This is a genomic window from Enterobacter cloacae complex sp. 6730903 (assembly GCF_048283985.1).
GTDB classification, from domain to species: Bacteria; Pseudomonadota; Gammaproteobacteria; order Enterobacterales; family Enterobacteriaceae; genus Enterobacter; species Enterobacter hormaechei_C.
This window is the reverse complement of the sequence record NZ_JBLVXX010000015.1, coordinates 87,789-100,489: the sequence shown is the minus strand read 5'-3', so window position 1 is coordinate 100,489 and position 12,701 is coordinate 87,789. Positions and strand designations below refer to the sequence as shown.

The window sequence follows — 12,701 nt, the reverse complement described above, 5'->3', positions numbered from 1 at the left end:
GCGTACTACGACCGAAAAACCCAGAGTGTGCTCCGGATAGACTGAAAAGTGTTACCTATGTTCCCGGTCTGATCTGTCACCTATGTATCCGGTCATACACTTCGCTTACCGGGCCTACAAAAGCACGAACGTTAACGCGACATCCCCTGCCCCATCTTTATCACCGCCGCAATATTCCTTGCGGCCATCTGTACATTCTGTTGCGCATTTTCCAGCGCGTCCTCCAGCGAGCAGATGGTGTAAATCACGCTGAATACGGCATCCAGTCCGTGCTCATGCACCACGCCAACATCCGCCGTCAGGCTGCCGGCAATGCCGATAACCGGTTTGTTATAGCGTTTCGCGACTCTCGCCACGCCAACGGGCACTTTGCCGTGGATCGTCTGGCTGTCGATACGCCCTTCGCCCGTGATCACCAGATCGGCATCCGCGACCTGTTCATCAAGATGCAGGGCATCGGTGACAATCTCAATCCCCTGACGGAGCTGTGCGCCGCAAAATGCATACAGCGCCGCCCCCATTCCGCCAGCCGCACCGCCGCCCGCCAGGTTTAAGACGTCAATATCCAGATCCCGGGCGATAATTTTTGCGTAATGCGCCAGCGCGTTGTCCAGCGTCCTGACCATCTCCGGCGACGCCCCTTTCTGCGGACCAAATACCGCAGAAGCGCCAGTCTCGCCGATCAGGGGGTTGGTCACATCGCAGGCCACTTCAATTCGACAGTCTGCCAGCCGCTTATCCAGCCCGCTAAGATCGATATGCGCAAGGCTTGCCAGTTCGCCGCCGCCCGGCCCAACGGGCTTTGCTTTCGCATCCAGCAGTTTTACGCCCAGCGCCTGCACCATGCCTGCGCCACCGTCATTGGTCGCGCTGCCTCCAATGCCAATAATGATATGCTTAACGCCCGCATCCAGCGCATGACGGATCAGTTCCCCGGTTCCCCAGGAGGTGGTGATTAACGGGTTACGCTTTGCGGGAGCAACAAGCTCCAGACCGCTCGCTGCCGCCATCTCGATAAAGGCGCTTTTCCCGTCTCCGGATAACCCGAAAAACCCTTCCACCCGTTCACCCAAAGGTCCGGTAACGGGAACATGGACAAGACGCCCATGCGTGGCAGCCACCATCGCTTCCACCGTCCCTTCGCCACCATCGGCAACCGGTAATTTGACATAGTCCGCTGACGGGAAAATTTCGCGAAAACCGACCTCTATCGCCGTCGCCACCTCCAGCGCGCTCAAGCTTTCCTTATACGAGTCCGGAGCGATAACAATTTTCATAAGCCATCCTTACGCATGTTAGTTACGTTAAGCATACACCACGTAAGGGACCACTCATGGGAGCGGTCCCAATGCGCTTATCGTACCATGCACGGACGTTTATTGTCGAATGTCCACTCTGGGATCAGGTATTGCATCGCCAGCGCGTCATCACGCGCGCCCAGGCCGTGTTTCTGGTACAGCTCATGCGCTTTCATGACCTGATCCATATCCAGCTCAACGCCCAGCCCCGGCGTAGCAGGAACTTGCACCATGCCGCCTTTGATTTCAAACGGCTGTTTGGTCAGGCGCTGGTTGCCCTCCTGCCAGATCCAGTGGGTGTCGATGGCGGTAATGTTGCCCGGCGCAGCAGCCGCTACGTGGGTGAACATCGCCAGCGAGATGTCGAAGTGGTTGTTGGAGTGCGAGCCCCAGGTCAGGCCGAACTCATGGCACATCTGCGCCACGCGAACCGAACCCTGCATCGTCCAGAAGTGCGGGTCTGCCAGCGGAATGTCCACCGATTGCAGCGAGAGCGTGTGCCCCATCTGACGCCAGTCGGTCGCGATCATGTTGGTAGCTGTTGGCAGCCCGGTGGCGCGACGGAACTCCGCCATCACTTCACGTCCGGAGAAACCCTGCTCTGCGCCGCACGGATCTTCCGCGTAGGCCAGCACGCCTTTGAGCTGCTTACCGATTTTTATCGCCTCATCAAGCGACCAGGCACCGTTCGGATCCAGCGTGACGCGCGCCTGCGGGAAGCGCTTCGCCAGCGCGGCGATCGCCTCTGCTTCTTCTTCACCCGCCAGTACGCCGCCTTTCAGCTTGAAGTCATTAAAGCCATATTTTTCATACGCGGCTTCCGCCAGGCGCACTACCGCGTCCGGGGTCATCGCTTCATCGTGACGCACACGATACCAGTCGCATTTTTCGTCCGGCTGGCTCTGGTACGGCAGCGGGGTGAGTTTGCGGTTGCCGATAAAGAACAGGTAGCCGAGCATTTCCACTTCGCTGCGCTGTTGGCCGTCTCCCAGCAGGGAGGCGACATTGACGCCCAGATGCTGGCCCAGCAGATCCAGCATCGCGGCTTCAATGCCCGTGACCACATGGATAGTGGTGCGCAGATCAAACGTTTGCAGACCACGGCCACCCGCATCACGATCGGCAAAGGTCGTTCGCACGCGAGTCAGCACATTTTTGTACTCGCCCAGCGTTTTACCCACCACCAGCGGAATGGCGTCCTCCAGCGTTTTACGGATCTTCTCCCCGCCCGGGATTTCACCGACACCGGTATGCCCTGAGTTGTCCTTGATCACCACAATATTACGGGTGAAGAACGGCGCATGGGCGCCGCTCAGGTTCATCAGCATGCTGTCATGTCCCGCGACAGGAATGATCTGCATGGAGGTGACTACAGGGGTAGAAAATGTGCTCATCGTTCGATCCTTTTATCAGTGACGTCCAAATACAGGGCGCTTACGGTCAAATGTCCAGCCGGGGATAAGGTATTGCATCGGGCCTGCGTCGTTACGCGCGCCGCCCGGCAGTTTTTTATACGCTTCATGCGCCTTGTGGATCTGATCCCAGTCAAGCTCCACGCCCAGCCCCGGCGCATCCGGTACGGCAATGGTGCCGTTTTTGATTTCAAGTGGATTTTTGGTCAGGCGCGCTTCGCCTTCCTGCCAGATCCAGTGCGTATCGATGGCGGTCGGGTTGCCCGGCGCCGCCGCGCCAACGTGGGTAAACATCGCCAGCGAAATGTCAAAATGGTTATTGGAGTGGCAGCCCCAGGTGAGCCCCCAGTCATCGCACAGCTGTGCCACGCGCACCGCGCCGGAAAGAGTCCAGAAGTGCGGGTCCGCCAGCGGTATGTCCACCGCATTCAGCATCACCGCATGGCCCATTTCACGCCAGTTGGTGGCGATCATGTTGGTCGCAACCGGCAGCCCGGTAGCGCGGCGGAATTCGGCCATCACCTCGCGGCCAGAAAAGCCCTGCTCGGCGCCGCACGGATCTTCCGCGTAGGTCAGCACGTCGCCCAGCCCTTTGCACAGCGCGATAGCTTCATCCAGCAGCCAGGCGCCGTTCGGATCGACGGTGATGCGTGCCTCCGGGAAGCGTTTTTTCAACGCGCGCACGCTGTCAATCTCCTGCTCGCCGGGCAGAACGCCGCCTTTCAGCTTGAAGTCTTTAAAGCCGTAGCGATCCTGCGCCGCCTCTGCCAGGCGTACCACCGCTTCGCCAGAGAGCGCCTCCTGATGACGCAGGTGATACCACGCGTGGCTGCCCGGCGAGCGTTCCAGATACGGCAGATCGGTTTTCGTCCGGTCGCCAACGTAGAACAGATAGCCCAGCACCGTTACCGCATCACGCTGTTTGCCTGGCCCCAGCAGTTCGCAGACCGGCACGTTCAGCGCCTTGCCCAGTAAATCGAGGAGAGCCGCCTCCAGCGCCGCCACCGCGTTAACGCGCAGTTCAAACGTCCAGGCGCCTTTGCCGAAGGTATCAAAATCCGCCGACTGGTTGCCCTTATGCACCCGCTGAACCACCTTGTTCAGGCGGGCGACCTCCTGCCCAACCACCTGCGGGATGGCGTCGACCAGCGTCTGGTAAATCACCTCTCCGCCAGGCGCTTCCCCGACGCCGGTATTCCCTGCGCTGTCGGTCAGCACCACAATGTTGCGGGTGAACCAGGCGTTATGCGCGCCACCAATGTTGAGCAGCATGCTGTCCTGCCCCGCCACCGGAATGACCTTCATCTCCGTCACGATCGGGCTTGATTGCGTTGTCATCATCCACGCTCCCCAACAGGTTTTAGTTCGATTCGTTTGATGTCACCCACCAGCACCAGATAACTGAGTACCGCCACCAGCGCATGGACGCCTACATAAATCAGCGCGCCGTTGAAGGAGCCGGTGGTGCCGACGATGTAACCGATAGCGATTGGGGTGACAATGCCGGAAATGTTGCCAAACATGTTGAACAGACCGCCGCTCAGGCCGCTGATCTCTTTCGGCGCGGTATCTGCCATCACCGCCCAGCCCAGTGCGCCAATGCCTTTACCGAAGAAGGCCATCGCCATAAAGCCGATAATCATCCACTCCGCGCTGACGTAGTTACAGAACACCATGGTCATGGAGAGCAGCATGCCGAGCACGATTGGCGTTTTACGCGCAATATTCAGCGAACCGGTACGACGCATCAGCCAGTCGGAGATGACCCCGCCAAGCACCCCGCCCACGAAGCCGCAGATGGCCGGCACGGAGGCGACAAACCCCGCCTTCAGAATCGACATCCCACGCGCCTGCACCAGGTAAACCGGGAACCAGGTGATAAAGAAGTAGGTTAAGGCGTTAATGCAGTACTGGCCGAGATAGATACCGATCATCATTCGTGAGCCGACGAGCTGTTTGATCTGCCCCCATTTCTGGCTGAACGGAACTTTAGCTTTCTGGGTTTTCTGATCCATGTTGATCAGCGCCCCACCTTCAGCAATGTAGTCCAGCTCTTTCTTGTTCACGCCCGGATGCTGGTTTGGTTCGTGGATCACTTTCAGCCAGATGAAGCTGATGACGATCCCCAGCCCGCCCATGAAGAAGAAGACGTGCGACCAGCCCACTTCGTGCGTCAGCCAGCCCATGATTGGCGCGAAAATAACCGTCGCAAAGTATTGCGCCGAGTTAAAGATGGCTACCGCCGTTCCCCTCTCCTGCGCCGGGAACCAGGCGGCCACAATACGGCTGTTGCCAGGGAATGATGGCGCTTCCGCTAAGCCCACCAGGAAGCGGAGGGTAAAGAGCGCAATGATAATGCCGAAGCCGCTGAAGATATCCACGAAGCCCTGTAACAGGGTAAACATCGACCAGATGAAAATGGACCAGAAATAGACCCGTTTTGAGCCAAAGCGGTCCAGCAGCCAGCCGCCAGGGATTTGGCCGATTACGTAGGCCCATGAAAATGCGGAGAAAACATAACCCATACCCACCGGATCAAGTCCGATATCTTTTGCCATCTCAGAGCCGGCAATGGATAACGTGGCACGGTCGCCGTAGTTGAAAGAGGTGACGATAAACAGCATCACCACTATCCAGTAGCGGGCGTTGGTGCGCTTCTCAGCGCTGCTCGCTGCGTGGCTTAATGTACTCATTGTTGCACTCCTGAAACATAGCTTTCGCCTGGTTCATTCTGTACAGCACCTGTAGGGTAATCAGAATGAGAGATTTGTGTTTGGTTTTGGTACGGCCCGAAGCCGTTTTATAGTGACGGGAAAAGTATATGAAGGAGTGCCTCTTCACCTCACCGTGCAAAAACACAGTATTGAAGGGCGTGAGGGAGGTTGTTTAGGGCATAAGCCCAGAGGAGTGGAAGGTGGTTCACGGAAATGGCGTTTGGGGCGGGGTGTAATGCCGGGTGGCGGCGACGCCTGACCCGGCCTGGCATTGGTATAGCGCAGGGTTATTTAAGCAGCGTTGCCCAGTGCTCGACCCACGGGTTTGATTCGCTTTCTGGCTCAGGGTGTTCACCCGCATCAATCAGTAACATCTCTCCGACGCGCTGAGCGCGCTGTTCCTGCAACAGCGCGTCGAACTGCTTACCGCCGCCGCAGAAATTGGCGTAAGAGCTATCGCCGAGGGCGATGATGCCATAGTGAACATCTGGCTGATAGCCAAGCTGGTCTTTAATGCCCTGGAAAAGCGGGACGATGCTGTCCGGCAGATCGCCCTGCCCGGTGGTGGAGGTCACCACCAGAATGTATTTATCTTTATACTTTTCCCAGTCCGCCAGCTCCGGATCTTCATAGACCGTTGCTTTATGGCCCTGGTTTACGAGGATTGCTTCCGCTTCCTCCGCCACCAGCAGCGAGTTGCCGTACATCGTGCCGACAAAAATGCCTACTTCAGCCATGCTTTGCTCCCGTAATTATTGCGCTTGCTGTTCATCCTGAACGTTGCCTGCGGCAAACTCAACCCTTTCATTTTCGGGGAGTTGTCCCAGCCAGCCAAACTGTGACAGCGCCTGCATCCAGACCTCGTCCAGCCCCGCGCGAATAGTCAGCGGTTCGCCGGTAAACGGGTGCGTCAGGCGTAGCTCGCTGGCGTGCAGCATCAGCCGGTTACAGCCAAAGTGCTCTGCCGCGCTGCGGTTCTGGCGCAGATCGCCGTGCTTGCTGTCGCCGATAATCGGGTGGCGCAGATGTGCAAGGTGACGGCGAAGCTGGTGCTTGCGCCCGGTTTTGGGCAAAAGCTCAACCAGACTGTATCGCGTGGTCGGAAATTTGCTGGTCGCCACCGGCAGTTCTGTGGTCGCCATGCCGCGATAGTCGGTCACCGCAGGCTGCGGGCCTTTATCCTCGCGGGCAAATTTATCGGCGATTTTATCCAGTTCCTCCACCAGCGGATAATCAAGCGTGGCGGAGTCCGTCAGCCAGCCACGCACGATGGCGTGGTAGCGTTTCTGGATCTGGTGCTGTTCAAACTGCTGCGCCAGCAGGCGCCCGGCCTCACTGGAAAGCCCCATCAGCAGAACGCCAGAGGTTGGCCGATCCAGACGATGAGCAGTAAAGACGTGCTGACCGATCTGATCGCGCACGGTTTGCATGACCACCACTTTCTCATCGCGATCGAGCCAGCTTCGGTGCACCAGCCAGCCGGACGGTTTATTCACCGCCACTAACCACTCATCCTGATAAAGGATCTCAAGCGTCATGCATCGTCACCGGCGAAAAGCGCATCCAGCTTTTCCAGTTCCACCAGCATCATGGCACGCGCCGGGTGGGTCGCTTCCAGCGCCATTTCGTAATAGGGAGAGACGGCAAAAGACGCGGGCAACGCGTGGCCACCTTCCAGCAGCGCGTGCATACGCGGAATTAAGACCCACTGGAGCCACTCGAACGGGGCCAGCGTATCCAGACAAAACGGTTGGGTGCTGGCGAACGCGTCTGGCTGCGGCGCGTTATCCTGCCACAGCTGATGCTGGCGCATAAGGGCTTCGATGGCGTGCAACTGCGCACGAACGTTGTCGTGATGCGACATATATACCTCAACTGAAAAACGGAATGGCGCGAAGCATAGCATTGCGGAAGACAGAAATAAAAAAAGGGAGCACTGTAAAAACAGTGCTCCCGGTTCGTTTCGCAGCATTCCAGCTACAATACGTGCTCCCTGCTCATCCGTGACAACTTTTCCTGATGCCCGAAGGCCTGGTCATCCCTTTACCTTTTGCTTCCTGCTCACATCGTCCTGATGTGTAGGTTTCATCCTGAAACGTCCTGGCCATCCTGACCCACCGACCATCCTGACCGGCTCTCGTTCTCCTTCCTGGAGGTGTCCCTTACGCGTCCTGCGTGATCCACTTTGCTTCATCCTGAAGCCTTCCTGCGGCGTCATCCTGACGTGTTCCTGGTAAGAAACGCCATCATCCTGATGTTCGTTTCTCGTGTCGGCATCCTGTCGACACAGATAGAATCCGCTATTCTGCTTCGTCTTACAACCCACCTTGTGAGCAATGTAAGCCAGGCGAAACGGGGGATTTCCTTTCAGAAAACCACTAACTTGTTGAAAGAGAAGTTAATATTAATCTGAAATTCCTAAGACAATGCTAATTGTTTCGGCGATGTCTCACAGAGCGTGTAAGAGATCTCTCACACGCCCAGTAGCATCATGGATTACAGAAGCGGCTCAATTCGGGTAAGGAAATCCGCAAGTGAAGGCGCGAGAACGTCGCGGTTGCGGGTGCCGAGCGTCTCTTTAATGACCTCGCCAGACAGGTTGCAGACAGAAATGACGTCCAGTTCACTGTCGAGCGTCGCAATAAAGAGAGTCGGAGAGAGCTTAAGGCGTTTTTGCGTGACCAGGTGACCAATGAGGTTTTCCTGAACGCGTTGCAGATCGTCTTCGCTCCAGGTTTGCAGCAGCGTCAGCGGCTGTACTGCAAAACATGCAGTCATATCCCCGGCAAACTGCGTGGTATAAAATGCATGAAGCGCAGGTTGTATCACAAGGTCCATCGCGCGTTCAACCGCATTTACATTCTGCTCGCCCGTGAACGGTTTCGGTTGCCAGATAACGTAATCATCCTGCGAAGCGATAATGCACGGTGACGGCACGCCATATAAGTCAGAACTTTGCGGCCACGTCCCCCGCTTTTCATGCCAGGCATCGCAATAGCGGGTCGTGAAGGACGTCAGGGCATTTGCAGTTTCGATATCCACCGATTTCTCTCTTCTTGTAAGACAGGATAAACTCAGCCCATAAGTGTACCTGTAAAGTGGCTATGAAACATGTCTTACGAAAATCATCAGGCGTTAACGGGCTTAACGCTGGGTAAATCGACCGATTACCGCGACACCTACGATGCAAGCCTGTTGCAGGGCGTGCCGCGCAGTCTGAACCGCGATCCGCTCGGGCTGCACGCTGACGCGCTGCCGTTTGTCGGCGGCGACATCTGGACGCTGTACGAACTCTCCTGGCTGAATGCGCGCGGTCTGCCGCAGGTGGCCGTGGGCCACGTCGAGCTGGATTACGCCAGCGTAAACCTGGTCGAATCCAAGAGCTTTAAGCTCTATCTCAACAGCTTTAACCAGACCAAATTCAACAGCTGGGACGAGGTACAACAGACGCTTGAACGTGATTTAAGCGCATGCGCGCAGGGGAACGTAACCGTCTCGTTATACCGTCTGCATGAGCTGGAAGGACAGCCCATTGCCCATTTCCACGGCACCTGCATCGACGATCAGGACATTGAGGTGGAAAGCTATGAATTTAGCACCGACTACCTGGAAAACGCGGCGGGCGGAAAAGTGGTCAACGAGACGCTGGTCAGCCATCTGCTGAAATCCAACTGCCTTATCACCCATCAGCCGGACTGGGGCTCGGTACAGATCCAGTACCGCGGCCCGCAGATTGACCGTGAAAAGCTGCTGCGTTACCTGGTGTCATTCCGTCATCACAACGAATTCCACGAGCAGTGCGTGGAGCGCATCTTCAACGACATCCAGCGTTTCTGCCAGCCCGAAAAGCTGAGCGTTTACGCTCGCTACACCCGTCGCGGCGGCCTGGATATCAATCCGTGGCGCACCAATACCGATTTTGTGCCTGCCACCGGACGGCTGGTGCGCCAGTAAGATAAATATTTTCACAATATGCGGGCGGTATTCCGCCCGAAGTGTTGTGAAACGTCATAAGCCAGGGCTATTGTAATCAACAGGGAAAGACGATAATCGTCCCATAAGGAGCTCACTTGATTACACATATTAGCCCGCTTGGCTCTATGGATATGTTGTCGCAGCTGGAAGTGGACATGCTTAAACGCACCGCCAGTAGCGACCTTTATCAACTGTTTCGTAACTGTTCACTTGCCGTACTGAACTCCGGAAGCCTGACCGACAACAGTAAAGAGCTGCTGTCCCGCTTCGAAAGTTTTGATATCAACGTGCTGCGCCGCGAGCGCGGGGTGAAGCTGGAAGTGATCAACCCGCCGGAAGACGCTTTTGTCGACGGGCGTATTATTCGCTCACTTCAGGCCAACCTGTTTGCCGTGCTGCGCGACATTCTGTTTGTTAACGGACAGATCAGCAACGCCGGACGTTTCCAGCATCTTGACCTGGAAAGTTCCGTTCATATCACCAACCTGGTCTTCTCCATTCTGCGTAACGCCCGCGCCCTGCACGTGGGCGAAGCGCCGAACATGGTCGTCTGCTGGGGGGGTCACTCCATTAACGAAACCGAATACCTGTATGCCCGCCGCGTGGGGACGCAGCTCGGCCTGCGCGAACTGAATATCTGTACCGGTTGCGGTCCTGGCGCGATGGAAGCGCCAATGAAAGGCGCGGCAGTAGGTCACGCGCAGCAACGCTATAAAGAAGGCCGTTTTATCGGCATGACCGAGCCGTCGATCATCGCCGCTGAGCCGCCTAACCCGCTGGTTAACGAACTGATTATTATGCCGGATATCGAAAAACGTCTTGAGGCGTTTGTCCGTATCGCGCACGGCATCATCATCTTCCCGGGCGGCGTGGGTACGGCGGAAGAGCTGCTTTACCTGCTCGGGATCCTGATGAACCCGGCCAACAAAGATCAGGTTCTGCCGCTGATCCTGACCGGCCCGAAAGAGAGCGCCGACTACTTCCGCGTGCTGGACGAGTTTATCGTGCATACGCTGGGCGAAGACGCGCGCCGTCACTACCGCATTATTATTGACGATGCCGCAGAAGTGGCCCGTCAGATGAAAAAAGCGATGCCGCTGGTAAAAGAGAATCGTCGTGATACCGGGGATGCCTACAGCTTTAACTGGTCCATCCGTATCGCACCGGATCTTCAGATCCCCTTCGAGCCGTCGCATGAGAACATGGCGAACCTTAAACTCTATCCGGATCAGCCGGTGGAAGTACTGGCTGCCGACCTGCGTCGCGCCTTCTCTGGCATCGTGGCGGGGAACGTGAAAGAGGTGGGAATACGCGCAATTGAAGAGTTTGGCCCGTATAAGATCCACGGTGACCCGGAGATGATGCGCCGCATGGATGACATGTTGCAGGGCTTTGTCGCTCAGCACCGCATGAAGCTTCCGGGCTCTGCCTATATTCCGTGTTACGAAATCATCAAGTAAAGCGACATTTATCTCCTCTCAAGCCGGATCGTCATCCGGCTTTTTTATTCGTAATGCAATTCATAGCGATCTTCAATGTTATTAACAAATCTGACGCCTGCGCAAACGATTACCTAGTTTTTGAAACCGTAAATAATCAGCCTTAATCGAAATTACCCGCCAGAAAATCCTAAAATCCCATTTCTTTACAGCGAAAGACACCTATCTCGCGGGTCGACCTTTTCGAAAACATGTCGTTAATGGTAGCCTTCGCGCCCGTAAATTCTCTTTGATGTTTTTTTAACAGATAAATGGTCTAAAGATACCCACATCACAAGTGGATTATTGCATTTGGGATCGCGATCACTGATAGATTCATAACTAGAATGTATCTTTCCGCCCGCCAATAGTTACGGGCAAAAATTATTAAAAAACCGTCACTGAACGAATTTCATATTACCGTCAGGCACTTTTTCATCGGATTTGACTAAAAACCTGACAATTTGCTTCCTCCAGGAGATACAGATGGAAACCACTCAAACCAGCACCGTTGCTTCGATTGAATCCCGAAGCGCCTGGCGCAAAACGGATACCATGTGGATGCTTGGCCTGTACGGCACAGCAATCGGCGCTGGTGTACTGTTCCTTCCTATCAACGCAGGTGTCGGCGGTATGATCCCGCTGATCATCATGGCCCTCATCGCCTTCCCGATGACCTTCTTTGCACACCGCGGCCTGACCCGCTTCGTGCTGTCCGGTAAAAACCCGGGCGAAGACATCACTGAAGTCGTTGAAGAACACTTCGGCGTCGGCGCAGGTAAGCTGATTACCCTGCTCTACTTCTTCGCGATTTACCCGATTCTGCTGGTGTACAGCGTTGCTATCACCAACACCGTTGAAAGCTTTATGATGCACCAGCTTCAGATGACCCCGCCGCCGCGTGCGATTCTGTCCCTGATCCTGATCGTCGGTATGATGACCATCGTGCGCTTCGGCGAGCAGATGATTGTGAAAGCGATGAGCGTGCTGGTGTTCCCGTTTGTTGCGGCCCTGATGGTGCTGGCTCTGTACCTGATCCCACAGTGGAACGGCGCTGCGCTGGAAACCCTGTCTCTCAGCAGCGCATCCACGACCGGCAACGGTCTGCTGCTGACCCTGTGGCTGGCGATCCCGGTGATGGTGTTCTCCTTCAACCACTCGCCAATCATCTCTTCCTTCGCGGTAGCGAAGCGTGAAGAGTACGGCAATGGCGCAGAGAAGAAGTGCTCCAGCATCCTGGCTCGCGCGCACATCATGATGGTACTGACTGTAATGTTCTTCGTGTTCAGCTGCGTGCTGAGCCTCTCCCCGGCGGATCTGGCGGCGGCGAAAGAGCAGAACATCTCTATTCTGTCTTACCTGGCAAACCACTTTAACGCACCGCTGATTGCGTGGATGGCGCCGATCATCGCAATTATCGCCATCACCAAATCCTTCCTGGGCCACTACCTGGGCGCACGTGAAGGCTTCAACGGCATGGTGATTAAATCTCTGCGCGGTAAAGGCAAGACCATTGAAATCAACCGTCTGAACAAAATCACTGCGCTGTTCATGCTGGTGACCACCTGGGCGGTAGCCACCCTGAACCCAAGCATTCTGGGCATGATTGAAACCCTGGGCGGCCCGATTATCGCGATGATCCTGTTCCTGATGCCGATGTACGCGATTCAGAAAGTGCCTGCGATGCGTAAATACAGCGGCCATATCAGCAACGTGTTCGTTGTTGTGATGGGCCTGATTGCCATCTCCGCTATTTTCTACTCGCTGTTCAGCTAATACCTCCTGCGCCGTCTGCGGACGGCGCACTTCTCCCCTCTGACTGAA

The 12,701-nt window shown here is 56.0% G+C and carries 11 protein-coding genes; 3 read left to right on the top strand and 8 right to left on the bottom strand.

Annotated elements, in window-relative coordinates; all coding sequences use genetic code 11:
- Positions 1–131 precede the first annotated feature (131 nt).
- The 8 genes from ACNQ0W_RS10680 to syd all read right to left on the bottom strand — a co-directional run bounded on the left by ACNQ0W_RS10680 (position 132) and on the right by syd (position 8,466).
- Positions 132–1,277, bottom strand: coding sequence for a glycerate kinase (locus ACNQ0W_RS10680; RefSeq protein WP_062933160.1), 1,146 nt, complete (start codon positions 1,275–1,277; stop codon positions 132–134).
- Positions 1,278–1,354: 77 nt separating this feature from the next.
- Positions 1,355–2,692, bottom strand: a complete 1,338-nt coding sequence (gene gudD, locus ACNQ0W_RS10675; RefSeq protein ID WP_032619132.1) for a glucarate dehydratase — start codon at positions 2,690–2,692, stop codon at positions 1,355–1,357.
- 15 nt (positions 2,693–2,707) lie between these two features.
- Positions 2,708–4,048 carry an enolase C-terminal domain-like protein gene (locus ACNQ0W_RS10670; RefSeq protein ID WP_026094263.1) on the bottom strand — a complete coding sequence of 447 codons (1,341 nt, stop codon included), beginning with the start codon at positions 4,046–4,048 and terminating at the stop codon, positions 2,708–2,710.
- On the bottom strand, positions 4,048–5,403 hold the full coding sequence (gene gudP / locus ACNQ0W_RS10665; protein ID WP_003862734.1) for a galactarate/glucarate/glycerate transporter GudP: 1,356 nt from the start codon (positions 5,401–5,403) through the stop codon (positions 4,048–4,050). Before gudP ends, ACNQ0W_RS10670 begins: the two co-directional genes overlap by 1 nt.
- Positions 5,404–5,711: 308 nt before the next feature.
- Positions 5,712–6,161: a flavodoxin gene (locus ACNQ0W_RS10660; protein WP_032619131.1), complete on the bottom strand. Its 450-nt coding sequence runs from the start codon at positions 6,159–6,161 to the stop codon at positions 5,712–5,714.
- Between the two features lie 15 nt (positions 6,162–6,176).
- A complete protein-coding gene (truC, locus tag ACNQ0W_RS10655) occupies positions 6,177–6,962 on the bottom strand; it encodes a tRNA pseudouridine(65) synthase TruC (RefSeq protein WP_062933161.1) in 786 nt (261 codons plus the stop codon).
- Positions 6,959–7,288 (bottom strand): YqcC family protein, encoded by a 330-nt coding sequence (locus ACNQ0W_RS10650; RefSeq protein ID WP_017382834.1) that lies wholly within the window; start codon positions 7,286–7,288, stop codon positions 6,959–6,961. Before ACNQ0W_RS10650 ends, truC begins: the two co-directional genes overlap by 4 nt.
- Before the next feature lie 632 nt (positions 7,289–7,920).
- Positions 7,921–8,466, bottom strand: a complete 546-nt coding sequence (gene syd, locus ACNQ0W_RS10645) for a SecY-interacting protein (RefSeq protein WP_062933162.1) — start codon at positions 8,464–8,466, stop codon at positions 7,921–7,923.
- A 69-nt stretch (positions 8,467–8,535) separates the two neighbouring features.
- Here syd and queF point away from each other — a divergent pair, with 69 nt between their 5' ends.
- The 3 genes from queF to ACNQ0W_RS10630 all read left to right on the top strand — a co-directional run bounded on the left by queF (position 8,536) and on the right by ACNQ0W_RS10630 (position 12,653).
- Positions 8,536–9,378: an NADPH-dependent 7-cyano-7-deazaguanine reductase QueF gene (queF, locus tag ACNQ0W_RS10640; RefSeq protein ID WP_045347789.1), complete on the top strand. Its 843-nt coding sequence runs from the start codon at positions 8,536–8,538 to the stop codon at positions 9,376–9,378.
- Positions 9,379–9,494: 116 nt separating this feature from the next.
- Positions 9,495–10,859 carry a nucleotide 5'-monophosphate nucleosidase PpnN gene (ppnN, locus tag ACNQ0W_RS10635; RefSeq protein WP_003862748.1) on the top strand — a complete coding sequence of 455 codons (1,365 nt, stop codon included), beginning with the start codon at positions 9,495–9,497 and terminating at the stop codon, positions 10,857–10,859.
- 504 nt (positions 10,860–11,363) lie between these two features.
- Complete coding sequence (locus ACNQ0W_RS10630; RefSeq protein WP_045907382.1) at positions 11,364–12,653, top strand: HAAAP family serine/threonine permease; 1,290 nt, start codon at positions 11,364–11,366, stop codon at positions 12,651–12,653.
- Positions 12,654–12,701 lie beyond the last annotated feature (48 nt).